The organism is Georgenia sp. 311, from assembly GCF_006151955.1.
GTDB classification, from domain to species: Bacteria; Actinomycetota; Actinomycetes; order Actinomycetales; family Actinomycetaceae; genus Oceanitalea; species Oceanitalea wutianyii.
This window is the reverse complement of sequence record NZ_VDFS01000058.1, coordinates 18895-36748: the sequence shown is the minus strand read 5'-3', so window position 1 is coordinate 36748 and position 17854 is coordinate 18895. Positions and strand designations below refer to the sequence as shown.

Genomic DNA, 17854 nt, shown 5'->3' with positions numbered 1-17854 from the left:
CGTGCTATGTTTACCCGCGTCGCCAACGGCCCCCGGGCTGATGGCGAACCACTCGTCCGGGTGGCGGAATAGGTAGACGCGCTAGCTTGAGGTGCTAGTGCCCGTATTAGGGCGTGGGGGTTCAAGTCCCCCCTCGGACACAGAGCAGGACCCGCAGGATCTCGGCGAGAGCCGGGGCCCGGCGGGTCCTTCGCCGTTCCGGGCGCATGTGCGCTGACGACCGGGCGCGATGAGGCGACGAGAGATCGGCGGGACGTGCCGGCGCGGTGCCCCTGTCCCCCGTCAGGCGGAGGACGCCGGGCCCTCGGGCGCGGCGTCGTCGGGCCGGGTCGCGGGTGGGCCGTGAGCGGGGTCGCGGCCCGGGTGGGCAGCGGCCGAGCCCGGTGGCGCGTCGAGCTCGGGGACGAGCTCGTAGCGCGTGCGGTAGAGGTCGAGCAGGGTGAGCAGCATGGCGATGACCGGGATGGCGAGCAGCGCGCCGGCGATCCCGAACAGGGAGGTCCCGAGGATGACGGAGCCGAAGCTCACCGCCGGGTGGACGTTGACGGCGCGGGCGCTGATCCGCGGCTCGATCGTGAGGTTCTCCACCTGCTGGTAGAGCACGGCCCAGCCCACGACGATGACGCCGAGCCACGGGTTGGGGCTGAGCAGCCCGACCAGCGTCGGCAGCACGATCGAGATGTACGTGCCGATCGCCGGGACGAACTGCGCGACGAGGCCGGTCCACAGGCCGAGCGCGAGCCACGACGGCAGGCCGATGACGAGGAAGACGATGGTGCTGGCGGTGGCGTTGACCGCCGCGAGGGTGAGGCGGGCCGTGACGTACCGTCCGGTCTTCTCCGCCGTCGTGTCCCACACGACGAGCGTCGTCTTCTGGATCGGGGGTGGGAAGAGCGAGGCGATCCAGCGGCGCAGGCGCGGACCGTCCGCCGACAGGTAGAACAGCAGGAGGGCGAACATGAAGAAGCTCGCCACCGCCCCCGCGATGGAGCCGAGGGCCGCGACCAGGCCGCCCGCGAGCTGGGTGGCCAGACCGGCGGCTCGGTCGGAGGTGAGGTCGAGGTTGCGGGTGAGGTCGTCGAAGGAGTAGCTCGTGCCCAGCCGCTGGTTCACCCAGTCCAGGGCGTCACGGGCGCGGTCGGGTGCGCTCTGCACGAGCGCGCTCACCTGCTCGACGATGAGCTGGCCGAACAGCCCGAAGAAGACGACGAGGAAGAGGACGATGGTGGCGAAGGTGAGGCCGGTCGCCGCGCCGCGGCGCATGTGTCGGGACAGCCAGGCGACCGCCGGCTCCATCGCGAGCGAGGCGAACCACGCCATCACGACGATGAAGATGAGCGAGCGTCCCTGGGCGAGGACGAAGCGGCCCACGACGACGAGGACGATGAGGCCGACGACGACGAGACCGGTGCGCCAGACGTTGCCGGGGTCGAGCAGCACCCGGGTCGTCCTGCCCGGGTCGTGGGCGGCGCCAGAGGAGGTCTCGTCCGGCGCTGCGACCGCGCCGACGTCGCGGTCGGGTGCCGGGCTCGTGGCGGCGTCCGAGCCGGCCCGTGCTGCCCTGCGCTGCTTCCTCATCGGCGCCTCCTCCGTGTGAGGTGATGCTCCCGCACGTCCGAGGTGCCCGCGACGCGGGGCGAACGGTGCGGGCGGCGCGGGCTCAGCGCGGGGGACAGGCGGCCCCGGTCAGCCGCGGCGTGAGGCCGAGGCCGCCGAGCGCGGCGACGGGCTGTCGGGCGCGTGCATGGGCGACGAGACCCCCAGGGTGTCGAGACCGCGCGGATGAGTGCGGTCGTTTTCCTCAGTTCGCGGGGGTTCGCCCGATATGGGTGAGCGACAGCACGGGGAGTCCTCAACTATGGTGCCATTGTGACGATTGGTGCCGGTGAGGCCCTTGTGGCGTCAGCGGTACCGCCACCCACTCCCATTGGACGTCGTGCTCCCATGTCTCTGCTCAGGTCCTTCGGCCCGGTCCTCCTCGTCTCGACACTGTCGGTCGGTGGGCTCCTCCCGGCGGCGGCGCAGACGGCGAGCGGCCCCGAGGAGCCGGTGAGCGTCATCGCGCTCACCGCCGAGGACGGCGCGCTCACGCCCCTGGCCGACGACGGTCTCGAGGCCCTCGCCGCCACGCCCGCCGCCGCAGCGGGCCGCTCGTCCGTCGGCACGGACGCCGCTGCAGCGCAGTCCGATGCCCCCGCGGGCGTCGCCGTGCTCACCGCCCCGATCGCCACGAGCGAGTTCTACGTCGCCGGCGTCACCTGGGACGGCGCGGACGCGATGCCGGCGGACGCCGCCGTGTTCATCCGGGTGATGGAGGACGGGCAGTGGCAGGAGTGGGCCGAGCTCGAGGTCGAGGGCGCGACGGACGAGCCGGGCGCCGTCGGAGGGACCGAGCCGTACATCGCGGCCGCCGCGGAGGCGGTCCAGGTGCAGATCACCGGGCAGGCCGAGTCGCTGCCCCCGAACATCCGCCTCAGCCTCACCCCGGAGTGGCCGGGGGACGAGGAGGTCGTCCTCGCCGAGGACGCCCCGGCGGCCGCGGTGGCGCCCACGACGGAGCCCGTCGCGCCCGCTGCCGCCGCGGCACTGTCCTACGAGCAGCCCGCTGCCCGGACGGCGGCCACGACCGCGAGCACGACGAGCGCTGACGTCGCCGAGGAGTCCGCGCTCATGACCTCCGCGGTGGCCACGGCGAGCCTGACGCCGAGCGTCGTCAGCCGCTCCGGGTGGGGCGCCGACGAGTCGAAGATGACGTGGACGCCCAAGCCCGTCGCGCTCAAGGCCGCGATCGTCCACCACACCGCCGGCACCAACAGCTACACCCAGAGCCAGAGCGCGAGCATCGTGCGCGGCATCTACAACTACCACGCGGTCAGCCGCGGCTGGGGCGACATCGGCTACAACTTCCTCGTCGACCGGTGGGGCCGGGTGTACGAGGGACGCAAGGGCAGCCTCACCGCCGCGACCGGGACGATGCCAGTCGGCGCCCACGCCGCCCCGTTCAACACCGGCAGCGTCGGCCTCAGCGTCATGGGTGACTACACGACGACCGGCGTGCCCGCGGCCGCGATGAACGCCCTCGCCGACGTCGTCGCCTGGCAGTTCGGCCCCGCCGGGCTCAGCGCGACGGAGGCGTCCGGGATGATCTCGCCCGGCACCTCTGCCCGCCCCCAGGGCCAGAACCTCGGCAGGGTCTTCGCCCACCGCGACGTCTCGGCCACCGCCTGCCCGGGCGACGACATCTACTCGCGCATGGGCTGGCTCGCCCGCGCCGCCGACGCCCGCATCGCGGCCGCCGGGCCGCAGCTGCCGAGCACCCCGACCACGCCGGCCCCCGAGCCCGTCCCGGCCGCGGGCCACGTCTACCTCAACAACGGGTGGGGCCCCGTCGCGGACGTCGAGTACCCGTTCGGCGTCGAGGGTGCCCGGGTGGTCGTCGGGGACTGGGACGGGGACGGCACCGACACCCTCGGGACGCGCAGCGGCAACGTCTTCAGCGTCTACAACGAGAACGCCCCCGACGCGCCCGCGTGGACGATCGCCTACGGGCGGGCGGACGACGAGGTCTTCATCGGGGACTGGGACGGTGACGGCAAGGACTCCATCGCGGTGCGCCGCGGGGCGACCTTCTACATCAAGAACAAGGTGCTCGGCGGGGCGGCCGACCACGAGTTCGTCTACGGCCGCCCGGGCGACGAGGTCTTCGTCGGGGACTGGAACGCCGACGGCAAGGACACCTTCGCGGTCCGTCGCGGCGCGATCCTCCACGTGAAGAACAACGTCGCCGGCGGGCCGGCCGACCATGTCATCGCGTACGGGAAGCCGGGCGACACCATGCTCGTCGGCGACTGGGACGGTGACGGCGTGGACTCCTTCGCGGTGCGCCGGGGCGCGGTCTACCACGTGAAGAACCGCATCGCGACGGGCCCGGCCGACCTCGTCATCCCCTACGGCCGGGAGAACGACGCCGTCCTCGTCGGCGACTGGAACGGCGACCGGACCGACACCCTCGGGGTCTACCGCCCGAGCCAGTAGGGTTCGCGACATGCCCCGGGTCGAGGTCGTCGAGTACTCCGCGCAGCGCCCGGCGCTGCCGGGCGACCCGGTCGGCGACGCGCTCGTCCTGCCCGGCCGCGGCTACGGCATCGACCACCCGCTCCTGTCGTGGACGCTGCGGATGCTCCACGAGCAGGGCTGGTGGTGCACGACCGTACGCTGGTCGGTCGACGACGTCGAGCCGGCAGTGGCGACGCCGTTCGTCGAGGGTGTCGCCGCGGACCTCTACGCGCGGCGGCGGGCCGCCGGCACCACGCTCGTCGTCGCCAAGTCCCTCGGCACTCTCGCCGCGGGCTGGGCAGCGCGCCACGCGCTCCCCGGCGTCTGGCTCACCCCTCTGCTCGGGCGCCCCGAGGTGGCGCAGTCGCTCGCCGGCTACCCCGCCCCCGCGCTGCTCGTCGGCGGCACCCGCGACCGGTTCTGGGACCCGGACGTGGCGGCCCGCTCGGCCGTCGACGTCCTCGAGCTGCCGGAGGCCGACCACAGCCTCCTCCTGCCCGGCCCCTGGGAGGAGTCCCACGACCTCGAGCGGACGGTCCTCGCCGTCGTCGCGGCCTTCGCCGAGCGCGTCCTGCGGCCCGACGCCTGAGCTCAGCGACGGGGCAGGGCGTCGTCGTCGTCCGCGAAGGCGTGCGGAGCGAAGGCGCGCACCTCCTCGGTCGTGGCCGTCAGCCTCGGGTCGTTGTCGAGGTACCGCTTGGTCTCGCGGGCGACGAGCCCGGAGAGGAGGAGCAGGCCGATGAGGTTGGGGATCGCCATGAGACCGTTCATGACGTCGGAGAAGTTCCACACCGCATCGAGGGAGACGGTGCACCCGAGGTAGACGACCACCGAGAAGATGATCCGGTAGGGCATGACGCCGCCGCGACCCACGAGCCGCTCGACGCACCGCTCGCCGTAGTAGGCCCAGCCGAGGATGGTCGAGGACGCGAACATCACCAGCGCGATCGTCACGACGTAGTGGCCCCACCCGCCGGGCAGGCCGCTGGCGAAGGCGGTGCCGGTCATCGTCGCGGCGTTGTCCTCGCCGAGGTCCCAGGCGCCCGTCGTGATGATGACCAGGCCGGTGCAGGACACGACGATGATCGTGTCGATGAAGGTCTGCGTCATCGACACGAGGCCCTGGCGCACCGGGTGGGAGGTCTTGGCGGCGGCGGCGGCGATGGCGGCCGAGCCCATGCCGGACTCGTTGGAGAACATGCCGCGGGCGGCGCCGAGCTGTACCGCGATGATGATCGTCGAGCCGATGAACCCGCCGGTCGCGGCCGTGCCCGTGAAGGCGTCGGTGAACACGAGCGCGAGAGCGGCAGGCAGCTCGGTGACGTTCGTCGCGAGGATGAACAGCGCGCCGGCGACGTAGAAGACGATCATGACCGGCACGAAGCCGGCCGTCACCCGCCCGATCGACTTGATGCCGCCGACGAGCACGAGGAGCGCGAAGAGGCTGAGCACGAGGCCGGTGACCCAGGGCTCGATCCCGAAGGAGCGGTCGAGGTTCGTGGCGATCGAGTTGCCCTGCGCTATGTTGCCGATGCCGAAGGAGGCGATGATCGCGGCGATCGTGAAGAACAGGGCGAGGATCGCGCCGAGCGGCCCGCGGATGCCGCGCCGGAGGTAGTACTGCGGGCCGCCGGACTTCTCCCCGGCGGCGTCGGTGCGCCGGTAGTAGACGCCGAGGAACGCCTCGGTGTACTTCGAGGCCATGCCGACCAGGCCGGTCACCCACATCCAGAACAGCGCGCCGGGACCGCCGATCGCGATGGCCGTCGCGACACCGACGATGTTGCCGGTGCCGACGGTCGCCGCCAGCGCCGTCGTCAGCGCCTGGAACTGGGAGACGTCGCCGTCCTCGGCGCCCTCGTCGCGCCGGGTGATCAGGCCCAGCCGCAGCGCCACCCCGAGCTTGCGGAACTGCAGCCCGCGCAGCCGCACGGTGAGGACGAGGCCGACGCCGAAGAGGAGCGGGATGAGGATGAACGGTCCCCACACCACTGCCGACACGTCCTCGAAGAAGTCGGCCACCGCCGTCATGATGTCGTCCATCGCTACCCCCAGGTCTGCATCCGCCGGTCGAGGGGACACTGTGCCACGGACGGTCCCGGACCCCGCGGGGTACGCGCCGGATGTCGCGGATCGGTGGCGGGGCTCTCTCAGAGGACGGCGAGCAGGCCGCGCACGAGCGTCGTCGTCGCCCCGACCGTCACGAGGGCGACGGCGGTGCGCCGGGCCGTCCGGGCGCTCACCCGGCGGGCCACCCACCCGCCGAGCACGACGCCGAGCGGCACGCTCGCGACGGCGGCGAGCACGAGCGGCCACCCCGGCAGCGCGTCCGGCCCGCTCGTCGCCCCGACCGCCCACTTCGTCAGCAGCGAGACGGCGCCCATCGTGAGGAAGATCGGCTGGAGGGTGGCGGCGAAGGCGCGCTGGGACCAGCTCGTCGCGTGGGCGTACAGGAGCACGGCCGGACCGCCCACCCCGACCGCAGTGTTGAGGAACCCCCCGGTCACCCCGGCGACCGGCGCCGCGAGGCGGCCCAGGTCCGGCAGTCGCCAGGAGAAGGCGATCGGGGCGAGGGCGAGGAGGAGGGCGCCGCCGATGACGACCTCGAGCCACCCGGCGTCCGTCGCCCGGACGACGAGCGCCGCGGGCACAGAGCCGACGACGATCGCCGGGGCGATCCGCACGAACCGGCGCCAGTCGATGTCGCGGCGCATGACGAGGGTGAGGGCGAGGGCCGAGGCCACGGTCGTGACGTTCGTGAGCATGACCCCCGCCACCGGCCCGACGAGCAGGACGAAGGTGGGGGAGACGACGAGCCCGGTGCCCATCCCGCTCGTGCGCTGGAGGACCCCGCCGAGCACGACGGCGCCGAGCACCGCCGCGAGCACACCGGGATCCACGCCGGCCATCCTGCGGCATCGGGGCCGCGCGGCGGGGAGGCGCGCCTAACCGGCGGCGCGCTCCTGGGCGCTGCGCACGCGCGCGGCGTCGATGCGCTCCTGGTCCCCGGCCGAGCGGCGCAGCGGCGGGATGATCTCGTCGTCGGGCGTGATGATGACGAGGTCGTTGTCCATGTGGTCGGCCATGGCGTGGACCGCGTCGATGAAGTCGCCGCGCCGCACGGCGTCGACGATGCGCTCGTGCTCGGCCTGCATGGTGCGGGCGTCGCTCGCGTGGGTGAGCCGCTCGACGTGGCCCGGGGTCGCGAGGCGCTCGTTGATCCCGGCGTACAGCGAGGCGAGCAGCCGGTTCCTCGCCGCGTCGAACAGCAGGTAGTGGAAGCGCGCGGCGAGCCGCGCCGTGCCCTCCGCGCTGCCGAAGGCGGGGCAGTGGGAGCGCGCGACGTGCTCGGCGACGGCGGCCTCGAGCGCCGCGACGTCCTCCGGGGTGCGGTGGAGCGCCGCCTGCTGGGCGGCCTCGACCTCCAGCGCCCGCCGGTAGCTGAGCAGCTCCTCCAGGGTGTAGGCGGTGAGGAACTCGGTGAGGACGGCGCTCGTCGGGGTGCTCGAGCGGACGAACGTGCCGCGTCCGGGCAGCGTCTCGAGCATGCCGATGCTCGCCAGGGAGCGCACCGCCTCGCGGATCGTCGAGCGGCCGACGCCGAGCGTCTCGGCGAGCTCGGGCTCGATGGGGATGCGGGCGCCCACCTCCCACTCCCCGGTGGTGATCTGCCGGCGCAGGTAGGCCAGCGTCGTGCGCGCCCGCTCGGTGCCGTTCGTCGTCGTCGCCATGGTTCTCCCGCGCTCGCCGGTCCGCGTCAGTGTAGGCCGCGCCCCGCTCAGCGGGTCAGCCACTCGGCGATCGCGGCGCGACCCTCGACCGTGCTCGTCAGCCCGAGCGCCTGGACCTGCTTGCCCTCGAGGAGCAGCGGCTCGTGCTCGGTGAGCGCCGCCAGCCGGGCGACGGCCGGGGTGTCGAGCAGCGGACGGAAGATCGCGTCGCCCGAGCCGTTCATGTCGATGAGGAGGATGCGGTCCGGCTCCGCGGCGATGACCTGCTCGGCGGTGATCGGCCCGGAGCGCACCATGCCGAGGTCCGCGCTGGCGTCCACCGCGCCGGCCAGGCGCAGCAGCTCGAGCGGGAACGCGCCACCGGCGGTGACGAAGGGCCGCCCGGCCTGGTTGCTGAGGACGAGGACGCGCGGACCGTCCGCGGAGGACTCGTCGACGAGCCCCGCCGCGAGCTCCTCGGTGAGCGCCGCGGCTGCGTCCTCGGTGCCCAGGGCCTGGCCGACGAGGTCGATGTTCGTCGTCATGTCCTCGACGCTCGCCCACGTGTTGGGCAGGACGAGGACGGGGATCCCGGCGCCCTCGAGCACCTGGCCGACCCCGGCCTCCAGGCCGTGCCGGTCGTTGAGCACGACGAGGTCGGGCTGGGCGGCGATGACCGCCTCGACGTCCACGCTGCTCTCGCTCGTGATGTGGTGCTCGACGGCGGCCATCTCGCCGGGGTGGTCGGACAGCACGGGGTTCGCCGCCGCCTCGGGCACCATGACGAGCCGGTCGGCGGCGCCGAGCTCGGCGACGACGGCGGCGGTCTCGTAGGTGAGCGCCGCGACCCGCTCGGGCCGACGCTCGAGGACGACCTCGTCCGCTGCCAGCTCGCGGCCGGCGGGGACCTCGACGGTGCGCGGGAACGCGGCGTCGTCGGTCGTCGCCGCCGGGGCGGGGGCCCCGGAGGTCGTGGGGGAGGAGCAGGCCGCGAGGGTGAGGACGGCGGCGACGGTGGTGAGGAGACGGGGGCGCATGGAGCGGCCTCTCAGGGACGTGCCGCGGCGGGGCCGGGGCGGGTGAGGGTGGCGGGCGTCGGGTCGGACGGCCGCACGAGGCTGAGGGTGGGGGAGCCGCCGGGGGAGTCGAAGACCTCGGCGGTGACCCCGTAGACGCGGTGGATGAGCTCGGGGGTGATGACCTCGGCCGGCGTCCCGAAGGTCACGGTGCCTCCCGCGACCACGGCCACCTGGTCCGCCCAGCGCAGTGCCTGGGTGAGGTCGTGCATGGTGACGACGACGATGTGGCCGTCCGTGGCGTGCCGGCGCAGCACGTGCATGACCGTGAGCTGGTGGCCCAGGTCGAGGGCCGAGGTGGGCTCGTCGAGGAGCATGACGGGGGCGTGCTGGGCGACGACACGCGCCACCTGGACGAGCTGGCGCTCACCGCCGGACAGACGCGCGTAGCTGCGGTCGGCGAGGTGGGCGACGTCGAGGCGCTCCAGGGCGGCCGCCGTGCGCACGTCGACCGGCCCGGCGGCCGGGGTGGCCCGCGCGCCGACGGCGACGACGTCGCGCACCCGCAGCTCGTTCGGGGCGTAGCTGTCCTGCGTCATGTAGGCGAGCACCTCGGCCAGCCGGCGTGGGCGCAGCCGGTGGAGGTCGGCCTCCCCGTAGCGCGCGGTGCCGCTGGACGTGACGCCGCTGCCGACGATGGCGGACAGCAGGCTCGACTTGCCCGCGCCGTTGGGGCCGACGAGCCCGAGCAGCGTCCCCGGCGGCAGGGCGGCGCTCACCGGCTCGAACAGGGGCCGGCCGCGGTGGGCGACGAGACGGTCGAGGACGAGGTCGGTCATGCGGTCCGCCGGGACAGGAGCAGGGCGAGGAACACCGGGGCGCCGACGACGGCGCTCACCGCACCGGTCTGGACGACCGCCGTCGTGGAGACCGCCCGGGCGGCGGTGTCGGCGAGGACGAGGAACAGCGAGCCGCAGACGACCGAGATGGGCAGCAGCAGGGAGTGCTTGGCGCCGATGACGAGCCGCACGGCGTGGGGCACGACGAGCCCGACGAAGCTGATGACCCCGGAGACCGCGACGGCCGCGCCGGTGACGAGCGAGGCGACCAGCAGGAGGACGAGGCGGGTGCGGTGGACGTCGTAGCCGGAGGTGGCCGCGACGTCGTCGCCGAGGAGCAGGGCGTCCAGTGCCCGGGTGCGGGTGAGGAGGAGCGCGAGGCCCAGCACGATGGGCACGACCGCCATCGCCGCGTGGTTCCACGTCCGCAGCTCGAGGTCACCGGCGAGCCAGAAGACCGCGCCGCGGGCGAGTGCGTCGTCCTTGGCGTTGGCGACGAGCACGGAGATCACCGCGCCGGCGAAGGCGTTGATCGAGACGCCGACGAGGATGAGGGTGTAGGTGCTCGCCCCGCGGTTCGCGTGGAGCACCGCCTGGAGGGCGAGCGCCACCGCCAGGCTCCCGGCGAACGCGGCGAGCGGTACACCCCACTGGAGCGACCCGCCCAGGCCGAGGGTGATCCCGGCGACGGCGCCCACGGCGGCGCCGGAGGACACGCCCGTGACGCCCGGGTCGGCGAGCGGGTTGCGGAACACCGCCTGCATGACGACGCCGACCCCGGCCAGCGCCCCGCCGACGAGGACGGCGACGACGATCCGGGGCAGCCGGATCGACCAGACGACCGTGCTCACCTGGGAGGAGTCGGGGGCCACGAGGGCGCGCACCGCCTCGAAGGGGTCCAGGCGCAGCGTGCCGAGGCCGACGCTGAGGAGGACGGCGAGGACGAGCGCGAGAGCGGCTGCGGCACCGAGCCACAGCGCCCTGCGCGAGCGTCGCCGGGGGAGGACCGGGTGCGCCGTCGTCGTCGTGTGTGACGGGCTGTCCAGCTGGGTCATCGAGGTCCTCGGGCGGGGGGAGGGAACGGTCCAACCTGGCACATCGACTTCATCAGATCAAGTTCTTCGTCAGATGTTACGGTGAGCGCATCCCCGTCCCCCGGTTCCTGGAGCCCACCGATGCCCGCGCCCTCCGTCACTCCCTACGACGCCCTCCTCGTGTGCTCCTTCGGAGGGCCGAACGCCACCGAGGACGTCGTGCCCTTCCTGCGCAACGTCGTGCGCGGCAAGGGGGTCCCGGAGGAGCGGCTGGAGCAGGTGGGCGAGCACTACTTCGCCTTCGGCGGGCGCAGCCCGATCAACGAGCAGAACCTCGCGCTGCGCGCCGCGCTCTCCGAGGAGCTGCAGCGGCGCGGGCTCGACCTCCCCGTGCTCTGGGGCAACCGCAACTGGCACCCCTACACGGTCGACACGCTGCGCGACGCGCACGCCTTCGGCGCGCGACGCATCCTCGTCCTCGTCACCAGCGCCTACGCCTCGTACTCCGGCAGCCGCCAGTACCGCGAGCACCTCGCCGCCGCCGTCGCCGAGCTCGACGCCGAGACGGGCGGCGCCGGCCTGGAGATCGACATCATCCGGCCCTTCTTCAACGACCCCGGCTTCGTCGACGCCAACACCGCCGCCGTCCTGCGCGCCGCCGAGGAGCTCCCCGCCGGTGAGGGCCTGCACATCGCCTACGTCACCCACTCCATCCCCGACACCATGCAGGACGCCTCGGCCGTCACCGGCCCGGGCTACCGCGAGCAGCACGAGGACGTCCGCAGCGTCATCGACGCCGCCCTGCGCGAGCGCGGGCTGGAGGTCACCTCCTCGCTGTCCTACTGCTCGCGCTCGGGCGACCCCCGCACGCCGTGGCTGGAGCCCGACGTCAACGACCACCTCGCCGAGCTCGCCAAGTCCGGCGTCCGCCGCGTCGTCATCGCGCCGATCGGGTTCATCTCCGACCACATGGAGGTGGCCTGGGACCTCGACACCGAGGCGATGGAGACCGCGCGCGAGCTCGGCCTGCACGCCGCCCGCGCGGCCACGGCCGGCGTCGCGCCGGAGTTCGTCGGCGGGATCGTCGACCTCGTGCTCGAGCGTGCGGCGCGTGAGCGTGGGGAGGACCCGGAGGTCGTCGTGCGCGGCGACCTGCCCGCCTTCCCCGACGTCGCCCCTCCCGGGAGCTGCCGCATGCGCCACGGCGAGGTCACCGGCATCCCCGTCCTCGCCGGCCCCGCCGACTGACCCCGCCCCCGCTCGACCCACCCAACCCCCAGCCCCAGCCCCCCCAGCCCCACCCCCCACCCCCCACCCCCTCTCCCGCGAGAGCCGACTTCCGCTCGACAGCCGACTTCTGTGCGGGACCGGACCTCACCACCACCCACCTGCCGAGGAGCGCCCTCCATGTCCGACCAGCCCACCAGCGCCTACGTGATGTACAGCGTCTTCCGTGCGGTCCTGCCGCTCCCGGAGGACGACGCCGCCCGCGGCGCGATGGTCAGCGAGGCGCTCGAGTCGGTGGAGTCGGTGCCCGGCCTCACCGTGCGCGGCTGGTACGACGTCGCGGGCTTCCGCGCCGACGCCGACGTCATGGTGTGGTGGTGGGCCGAGGACGTCGAGGCGGTGCAGGAGGCCTACCACCGGCTGCTCGCCAGCCGCCTCGGTGCGGTCCTCGAGCCGGTGTGGTCCCAGGTGGGCACCCACCGCGAGGCGGAGTTCAACCGCTCCCACCTGCCCTCGTTCATCATGGGCGAGGAGCCGCGCGGCTACCTGTGCGTCTACCCGTTCGTCCGCAGCTACGAGTGGTACCTCCTGCCGCCCGAGGAGCGCAGCACGATGCTGCGCGAGCACGGGCTGGCCGCCCGCGACTACGGGGACGTCCGCGCGAACACGATCTCCTCGTTCGCGCTCGGGGACTACGAGTGGCTGCTCGGCTTCGAGGCCGACGACCTCGGCCGGATCGTCGACCTCATGCGCGAGCTGCGCAACACCGAGGCGCGCCGCCACGTCCGTGAGGAGGTCCCGTTCTTCACCGGGCCGCGCCGCGAGCTCGGCGACCTCATCGACCGCCTCCCGCGGGGCTAGCACCGCACTCGTCGGTGGGTGGGGCGTGGGTGCTTGACCGACCGTCGAACGCGTGTTCGACTTGACGGGTGCGGTGGGACGGGCAGGACATCACGGAGGACGACGGCGCGGCGCTGCCCGGGCTGCGGCGGATGGCCGGGCTGCTGCGCACCGTGCGCACGCCGGAGTTCGCCGGCATCACCTTCCACGAGGTGGCCGCGCGCTCGGTCCTCAACCGCGTGCCCGAGGGCTCGCGGATGCCGTTCCGCTGGACGGTCAACCCGTTCCGCGGGTGCAGCCACGCCTGCGTCTACTGCTTCGCCCGCGCCACCCACCGGTACCTCGACCTCGACACCGGCGCGGACTTCGACTCCCAGATCATCGTCAAGGTCAACGCCGCGGAGGTGCTGCGCCGGGAGCTGGCCAAGCCGTCGTGGGCCCGCGAGCAGGTGGCGCTGGGCACGAACACCGACCCCTACCAGCGGGCCGAGGGCCGCTACCGCCTCATGCCCGGGATCATCCAGGCCCTCGCGGAGTCCGGGACACCGCTCTCGATCCTCACCAAGGGCACCCTCCTGCGCCGTGACCTCCCGCTCCTGCGCGAGGCCGCCGGCCAGGTGCCGGTGTCCCTCGGGGTCTCCCTCGCCTTCGCCGACGAGGAGCTCCAGCAGCTCGTCGAGCCCGGCACCCCGACCCCGCGCGCCCGCCTCGACCTCGTCCGCGCGATCCGCGACGCCGGCCTGGAGTGCCACGTCATGGTCGCGCCCGTCCTGCCCTGGCTCACCGACTCGCGCGAGCACCTCGACGCGCTCCTCGGCGCCGTCGCGGACGCCGGGGCGACGTCGGCCACCGTCTTCGCCGCGCACCTGCGCCCCGGGGTGCGGGACTGGTACCTCCAGTGGCTCCGGCAGCACCGGCCCGCGCTCGTCGCCGACTATCGGCGGCTGTACGGCCGCGGCTCCTACGTCCCCACCGAGTACCGCACCTGGCTCGCCGAACGGGCCCGGCCGCTCCTGCGCGCGCACGGGCTGGACCGACCCTCGGCCCTACGCCTGCCGGACGACAGCGCCCCCGCCGAGCCCGCAGCGCCGGCGCCCGCGCCGCCCGCCCAGGCGGCGCTCTTCTGACTCAGGCGTCGGCGGTGAGCGGGGGCAGGGTCTCCCCGCGCGCCTCGGCGAGCGACATCCGGTAGCGGCGCCCGCGGTCCCACGGCCGCGTCCAGCCGAGCTCGTCGAAGACTCCGTCGAGCAGGTTGCCGGTGAACCCCCAGACCCACCCGCCGCTCACGGCGAACCCCGCGCTGCCGTGACCGCGGATCGTCACGGTCGCGCGGCACGCGGGGTCGAGCAGCCCGCCGACGGGCAGGCGCAGGGTGTGGAGCACCTCCCCGGGCTCGACGTCGTCCTGCCCGGTCGCGTCGCCGCACCACCCGACGACGGGCGTGACGACGAACCGGCTGATCGGCACGGCGACCGGCGCCAGCAGCCCGAGGACCTCGACCCGGTCGGCGGCGAGGCCGATCTCCTCGTGCGCCTCGCGCAGCGCGGTCTGCGCGGGGCCGGCGTCCTGCGCGTCGGCGCGGCCGCCCGGGAGGGCGATCTGGCCGGGGTGGTGGCGCAGCAGCGGCGAGCGCTGGACGAGGAACAGGTCCAGACCCGGGAAGCCGGAGCCGGGCGCCGTCGTCGGGGTGAAGAGGAGGAGGACCGCGGCGGGCCGGTAGTCGCCCTGCGTCCGCGGGTCGAACCGGTGCACCTCGGCGGGGGGCCCGAGCCCACCCGCGGCGGCCCGTGCGACGAGCCGGTCGAGGTCCGCGCGCGCCGTCGCCTGATCCCGGTCCACGGCGTCACCATAGGTCACCGCGGCCGCCCGGTGAGCCACGCCTCGTCGACGGCGAGGACCTGGTCGTCCGCCGGGCCGGGGTTCCCGCGGAAGGTGTTGGAGGTGAGGATCCACAGCCGCCCGTCCGGGGCCACCGCGACGGTGCGCAGGCGGCCGTACTCGCCCTCGAGGAGCCGCGTCGGCTCCCCGCCGTCGAGCGGCACCCGCCACAGCGACTCCCCGCGCAGGGCGGCGACCCAGACGGCGTCGTCGGTCACCGCGAGCCCGCTCGGGGAGGCGTCGGCCGGGCGCCAGGTGACGAGCGGGTCGGTGAACCGCGCGTCGCCGCCGTCACCCTCGACCTGCGGCCACCCGTAGTTGGCGCCCGGCTCGACGGCGTTGAGCTCGTCCCACGTGTCCTGCCCGAACTCCGAGGCGAACATCCGACCGTCGGCGTCCCACCCCAGCCCCTGGACGTTGCGGTGCCCGAGCGACCACACGGGCGAGCCCTCCTGCGGGTTCCCGGGCGCGGGCGCGCCGTCCTCGTCGACCCGCAGGATCTTGCCCCCGAGCGAGTCCGGGTCCTGGGACGTCGAGGGCTGGGCGGCGTCGCCGGTCGCGACGTAGAGGTGACCGTCCGGCCCGAACTCGATCCGCCCACCGGAGTGGTAGGTCTCGCGCGGGATGCCCTCGAGGACGACGACGTCGGGCCGCAGCTCCTCACCCTCGAGCACCATGCGCAGCACCCGGTTGTCGGTGGCGGTCGTGAGGTAGACGAAGACGCGGCCGTTGCCGGCGAAGCCGGGGGAGACGGCGATGCCGAGGAGGCCCGACTCGTCGTCCGCGTCGACGCCGGCCACTGTGGCGAGCTCGCGCGGCTCCTCGCCGGGCACGAGGTGGAGCACCCGGGCGGTGCGCCGCTCGGTGACGAGCGCCGAGCCGTCGGGCAGGAAGGCCAGGCCCCAGGGGACGTCGAGGCCGGTGGCGACGACCTCCGGCTCCCGCGGCGCTGCGGTGCTCGGGCTCGCCGTGGGCGCGGCCGTCGGCTCGCGCGTCGCGGCCGTCCCCGTGGCGGGCGGTGTCGGCGCGGGTGTCTCGTCCGGCCCGGCGCCGCACGCGGCGAGGACGACGACGGCGAGGAGCCCTGCCGTCGTCGTCCTCGCCCTGCGGAACGCGTCAGAAGACGGGCTTGCCACCGGTGACACCGAGGACCGTGCCCGAGACGTAGCTCGCGTCGTCGCTGGCGAGGAAGACGAAGGCCGGGGCGACCTCGACCGGGTGCCCGGCCCGCCCGAGCGGGGTGTCCGCCCCGAAGGACTCCAGCGACTCGGCCGGCTTGGTGGACGGCTGCAGCGGGGTCCAGATCGGGCCCGGCGCCACCGCGTTGACGCGGATCCCCTTCGGGCCGAGGTCGGAGGCGAGGTTGACGGTGGCGTTGTTGATCGCCGCCTTGGTCGACGCGTAGTCCAGCAGGGTGTCGGAGGGCTGGAAGGCCTGGATCGAGGTGCAGTTGATGACGCTCGAGCCGGGCGCCAGGTCCTCGAGCAGCGCCCTGGTCAGCCAGAAGACGGGGAAGACGTTCGTCTCGAAGGTCTGGCGCAGCTGGGCGTCGCTGACGTCGGCGAGGGAGTCCTGCGCCATCTGGAAGCCCGAGTTGTTCACCAGGACGTCGATCCCGCCGAGGCCCTCGACGGCGGCCCGGGCGAGGGCGATGTTCGCCTCCTCGGTGCGCTGGTCGGTGGGGACGAGCACGCAGCGGCGCCCGGCGGCCTCGACGTGCCGGCGCGTCTCCTCGGCGTCGTCCTGCTCAACCTCGAGGTAGGAGATCGCGACGTCGGCGCCCTCCTTGGCGAAGGCGATCGCCGTCGCCCGGCCGATGCCGGAGTCGCCGCCGGTGATGAGGGCACGCTTGCCCTCGAGGCGGCCGCGGCCGACGTAGCTCGTCTCGCCGTGGTCGGGCACCGGGTCGAGCTGGTCCGTCCGGCCGGGCCACTGCTGGCTCTGCCTGGGGAAGTCCTTCATGGCGTCGGTGTCGATGTCCATGCGATCCATCCTTCGGGCGGGCGACGGATCGCGCATCCGGAGCGGTGCCGTACGCTGCCCGGCCATGGAGCCGTTCACCCTGCACGACGGGGACCTCACCCTCAGCGTCCCCACCCCCGAGGACGTCGACCGCGTGACCGAGGTCTGCCAGGACCCCGAGGTCCAGCGGTGGACCATCGTGCCCTCGCCCTACGGGCGCCAGGACGCGGTGGACTTCGTCGACGGGTTCGTCGCCGGCGGCTGGGCGCGGGGCGACAACTTCACGTGGGCGATGCGCCGCGGCGGGCGACTGGTCGGCATGGTGGGCGTCTCCCGCTCCGCGGGGAGCGGGGAGATCGGGTACTGGACCGCACCGGAGGCCCGCGGCGCCGGGCTGACCACCCGCGCCGTCGGGCTCGTGCTCGACGCCGCCTTCGGCCCGCTCGGGATGGAGCGCGTGGAGTGGCGCGCCCACGTGGGCAACTGGCCCTCCTGGCGGGTGGTGTGGCGCCACGGGTTCCGCCGCGAGGGGCAGGTCCGCGGGGACGGGGTGCACGGCGCAAAGCGCGTCGACCAGTGGATCGGCACGCTCCTGCGCGACGACCCGCGCGAGCCGGCGACCCCGTGGGACGGACCGGACCCGGTCACCGGCGTCGTGCCCGCAGACGTCACGGGCCGCGACCCCGACGCGCTCGTCCGGCAGTTCCACGAGCACTTCGGCGTGCCGGTCGCCCGCGACGCGCCCTCGGTGGACCGGGAGCGCGTCCACCTGCGCATGGCACTCGTGGCGGAGGAGCTCGCCGAGCTCGTCACGGCCGTGTACGGCGAGACGGCGGGGGAGGCGGTCGCCGCCGGCTTCACCCGCGCGGTGGCCGCCGACGACGGCGCGCGGGACACCGTCGCCGCCGCCGACGCGCTCGCCGACCTCGTTTACGTCCTGTACGGCATGGCCCAGGAGTGCGGAATCCCGCTGCCCGCCGTGCTCGCCGAGGTCCACGCGGCGAACCTCTCCAAGCTCGGCCCGGACGGCGCCGCGCTGCTCCGCGAGGACGGCAAGGTGCTCAAGGGCGAGGCGTACCGCGCCCCCGACGTCGCCGCCGTGCTCGCCCGCGCCCAGCGCTGAGCGCGCGCGGGCCGGCGCGCTGTCCGCGGGCGGCCGTCGCGCGAAAGCTGCCACCAACCGGGCGACACGCGGACGACACGCCGGGCGGAAGCGCTCTCCGGGCCCGCCCGGACGCACGTCGTGGCAGGTTCCGGCGCGCGGCCACCCTGACAAGGCGGAGGACGCACCG

At 74.2% G+C, this 17854-nt stretch carries 16 protein-coding genes and 1 tRNA gene; 7 read left to right on the top strand and 10 right to left on the bottom strand.

The window, feature by feature from the left end; genetic code table 11:
* Positions 1-54 precede the first annotated feature (54 nt).
* A tRNA-Leu gene (locus FHE66_RS12365) sits at positions 55-140 on the top strand.
* Positions 141-282: 142 nt separating this feature from the next.
* Here the strand turns inward: FHE66_RS12365 and FHE66_RS12360 are convergent.
* The gene (locus tag FHE66_RS12360; protein WP_139073264.1) at positions 283-1578 is read right to left on the bottom strand and encodes an AI-2E family transporter; all 1296 of its coding nucleotides are present in this window, start codon (positions 1576-1578) and stop codon (positions 283-285) included.
* A 366-nt stretch (positions 1579-1944) separates the two neighbouring features.
* Here FHE66_RS12360 and FHE66_RS12355 point away from each other — a divergent pair, with 366 nt between their 5' ends.
* Together FHE66_RS12355 and FHE66_RS12350 are read left to right on the top strand one after the other, a co-directional pair.
* Complete coding sequence (locus FHE66_RS12355) at positions 1945-4035, top strand: peptidoglycan recognition protein (RefSeq protein WP_139073263.1); 2091 nt, start codon at positions 1945-1947, stop codon at positions 4033-4035.
* A 10-nt stretch (positions 4036-4045) separates the two neighbouring features.
* Positions 4046-4645, top strand: a complete 600-nt coding sequence (locus FHE66_RS12350) for a hypothetical protein (protein ID WP_139073262.1) — start codon at positions 4046-4048, stop codon at positions 4643-4645.
* Between the two features lie 2 nt (positions 4646-4647).
* On the opposite strand, the gene FHE66_RS12345 is transcribed toward FHE66_RS12350, so the two are convergent.
* The 6 genes from FHE66_RS12345 to FHE66_RS12320 all read right to left on the bottom strand — a co-directional run bounded on the left by FHE66_RS12345 (position 4648) and on the right by FHE66_RS12320 (position 10676).
* Positions 4648-6099 (bottom strand): sodium:alanine symporter family protein, encoded by a 1452-nt coding sequence (locus tag FHE66_RS12345; RefSeq protein ID WP_255303727.1) that lies wholly within the window; start codon positions 6097-6099, stop codon positions 4648-4650.
* Between the two features lie 107 nt (positions 6100-6206).
* Positions 6207-6965 carry a sulfite exporter TauE/SafE family protein gene (locus tag FHE66_RS12340; protein WP_139073261.1) on the bottom strand — a complete coding sequence of 253 codons (759 nt, stop codon included), beginning with the start codon at positions 6963-6965 and terminating at the stop codon, positions 6207-6209.
* Positions 6966-7001: 36 nt separating this feature from the next.
* Positions 7002-7787 (bottom strand): FadR/GntR family transcriptional regulator, encoded by a 786-nt coding sequence (locus FHE66_RS12335; RefSeq protein ID WP_139073260.1) that lies wholly within the window; start codon positions 7785-7787, stop codon positions 7002-7004.
* A gap of 47 nt (positions 7788-7834) precedes the next feature.
* Complete coding sequence (locus FHE66_RS12330) at positions 7835-8803, bottom strand: ABC transporter substrate-binding protein (protein WP_139073259.1); 969 nt, start codon at positions 8801-8803, stop codon at positions 7835-7837.
* A gap of 11 nt (positions 8804-8814) precedes the next feature.
* Positions 8815-9621: an ABC transporter ATP-binding protein gene (locus FHE66_RS12325; RefSeq protein ID WP_139073258.1), complete on the bottom strand. Its 807-nt coding sequence runs from the start codon at positions 9619-9621 to the stop codon at positions 8815-8817.
* On the bottom strand, positions 9618-10676 hold the full coding sequence (locus FHE66_RS12320; RefSeq protein WP_139073257.1) for an iron ABC transporter permease: 1059 nt from the start codon (positions 10674-10676) through the stop codon (positions 9618-9620). The genes FHE66_RS12325 and FHE66_RS12320 overlap by 4 nt, the downstream gene beginning before the upstream one ends.
* Before the next feature lie 120 nt (positions 10677-10796).
* Here FHE66_RS12320 and FHE66_RS12315 point away from each other — a divergent pair, with 120 nt between their 5' ends.
* From FHE66_RS12315 to FHE66_RS12305, 3 genes are all read left to right on the top strand, one after another.
* Positions 10797-11903 (top strand): ferrochelatase, encoded by a 1107-nt coding sequence (locus tag FHE66_RS12315; RefSeq protein ID WP_139073256.1) that lies wholly within the window; start codon positions 10797-10799, stop codon positions 11901-11903.
* 159 nt (positions 11904-12062) lie between these two features.
* Positions 12063-12743 (top strand): hydrogen peroxide-dependent heme synthase, encoded by a 681-nt coding sequence (gene hemQ, locus FHE66_RS12310; protein ID WP_139073255.1) that lies wholly within the window; start codon positions 12063-12065, stop codon positions 12741-12743.
* A gap of 68 nt (positions 12744-12811) precedes the next feature.
* Positions 12812-13849, top strand: a complete 1038-nt coding sequence (locus tag FHE66_RS12305) for an Rv2578c family radical SAM protein (protein WP_139073254.1) — start codon at positions 12812-12814, stop codon at positions 13847-13849.
* A 1-nt stretch (position 13850) separates the two neighbouring features.
* Here the strand turns inward: FHE66_RS12305 and FHE66_RS12300 are convergent, their stop codons facing one another.
* Genes FHE66_RS12300 through FHE66_RS12290 form a run of 3 tightly spaced genes read right to left on the bottom strand, consistent with a single transcriptional unit; the run spans position 13851 to position 16583 of the window.
* Positions 13851-14561: a CoA pyrophosphatase gene (locus FHE66_RS12300; RefSeq protein WP_168202669.1), complete on the bottom strand. Its 711-nt coding sequence runs from the start codon at positions 14559-14561 to the stop codon at positions 13851-13853.
* 14 nt (positions 14562-14575) lie between these two features.
* Positions 14576-15736, bottom strand: coding sequence for a sorbosone dehydrogenase family protein (locus FHE66_RS12295; protein WP_176554765.1), 1161 nt, complete (start codon positions 15734-15736; stop codon positions 14576-14578).
* Positions 15717-16583: an SDR family oxidoreductase gene (locus FHE66_RS12290; protein ID WP_139073251.1), complete on the bottom strand. Its 867-nt coding sequence runs from the start codon at positions 16581-16583 to the stop codon at positions 15717-15719. Before FHE66_RS12290 ends, FHE66_RS12295 begins: the two co-directional genes overlap by 20 nt.
* Before the next feature lie 64 nt (positions 16584-16647).
* Here FHE66_RS12290 and FHE66_RS15905 point away from each other — a divergent pair, with 64 nt between their 5' ends.
* Entirely contained in the window at positions 16648-17685 is a 1038-nt protein-coding gene (locus tag FHE66_RS15905) for a bifunctional GNAT family N-acetyltransferase/nucleoside triphosphate pyrophosphohydrolase family protein (RefSeq protein WP_139073250.1), read from the top strand.
* The last annotated feature ends 169 nt before the right edge of the window (positions 17686-17854 follow it).

Bases quoted from the DNA above. Each gene is read 5' to 3' on its own strand.
- FHE66_RS12360 (WP_139073264.1), bottom strand. From the start codon at position 1,578: ATGAGGAAGCAGCGCAGGGCAGCACGGGCCGGCTCGGACGCCGCCACG.
- FHE66_RS12355 (WP_139073263.1), top strand. From the start codon at position 1,945: ATGTCTCTGCTCAGGTCCTTCGGCCCGGTCCTCCTCGTCTCGACACTG.
- FHE66_RS12350 (WP_139073262.1), top strand. From the start codon at position 4,046: ATGCCCCGGGTCGAGGTCGTCGAGTACTCCGCGCAGCGCCCGGCGCTG.
- FHE66_RS12345 (WP_255303727.1), bottom strand. From the start codon at position 6,099: ATGGACGACATCATGACGGCGGTGGCCGACTTCTTCGAGGACGTGTCG.
- FHE66_RS12340 (WP_139073261.1), bottom strand. From the start codon at position 6,965: ATGGCCGGCGTGGATCCCGGTGTGCTCGCGGCGGTGCTCGGCGCCGTC.
- FHE66_RS12335 (WP_139073260.1), bottom strand. From the start codon at position 7,787: ATGGCGACGACGACGAACGGCACCGAGCGGGCGCGCACGACGCTGGCC.
- FHE66_RS12330 (WP_139073259.1), bottom strand. From the start codon at position 8,803: ATGCGCCCCCGTCTCCTCACCACCGTCGCCGCCGTCCTCACCCTCGCG.
- FHE66_RS12325 (WP_139073258.1), bottom strand. From the start codon at position 9,621: ATGACCGACCTCGTCCTCGACCGTCTCGTCGCCCACCGCGGCCGGCCC.
- FHE66_RS12320 (WP_139073257.1), bottom strand. From the start codon at position 10,676: ATGACCCAGCTGGACAGCCCGTCACACACGACGACGACGGCGCACCCG.
- FHE66_RS12315 (WP_139073256.1), top strand. From the start codon at position 10,797: ATGCCCGCGCCCTCCGTCACTCCCTACGACGCCCTCCTCGTGTGCTCC.
- hemQ (WP_139073255.1), top strand. From the start codon at position 12,063: ATGTCCGACCAGCCCACCAGCGCCTACGTGATGTACAGCGTCTTCCGT.
- FHE66_RS12290 (WP_139073251.1), bottom strand. From the start codon at position 16,583: ATGGACATCGACACCGACGCCATGAAGGACTTCCCCAGGCAGAGCCAG.
- FHE66_RS15905 (WP_139073250.1), top strand. From the start codon at position 16,648: ATGGAGCCGTTCACCCTGCACGACGGGGACCTCACCCTCAGCGTCCCC.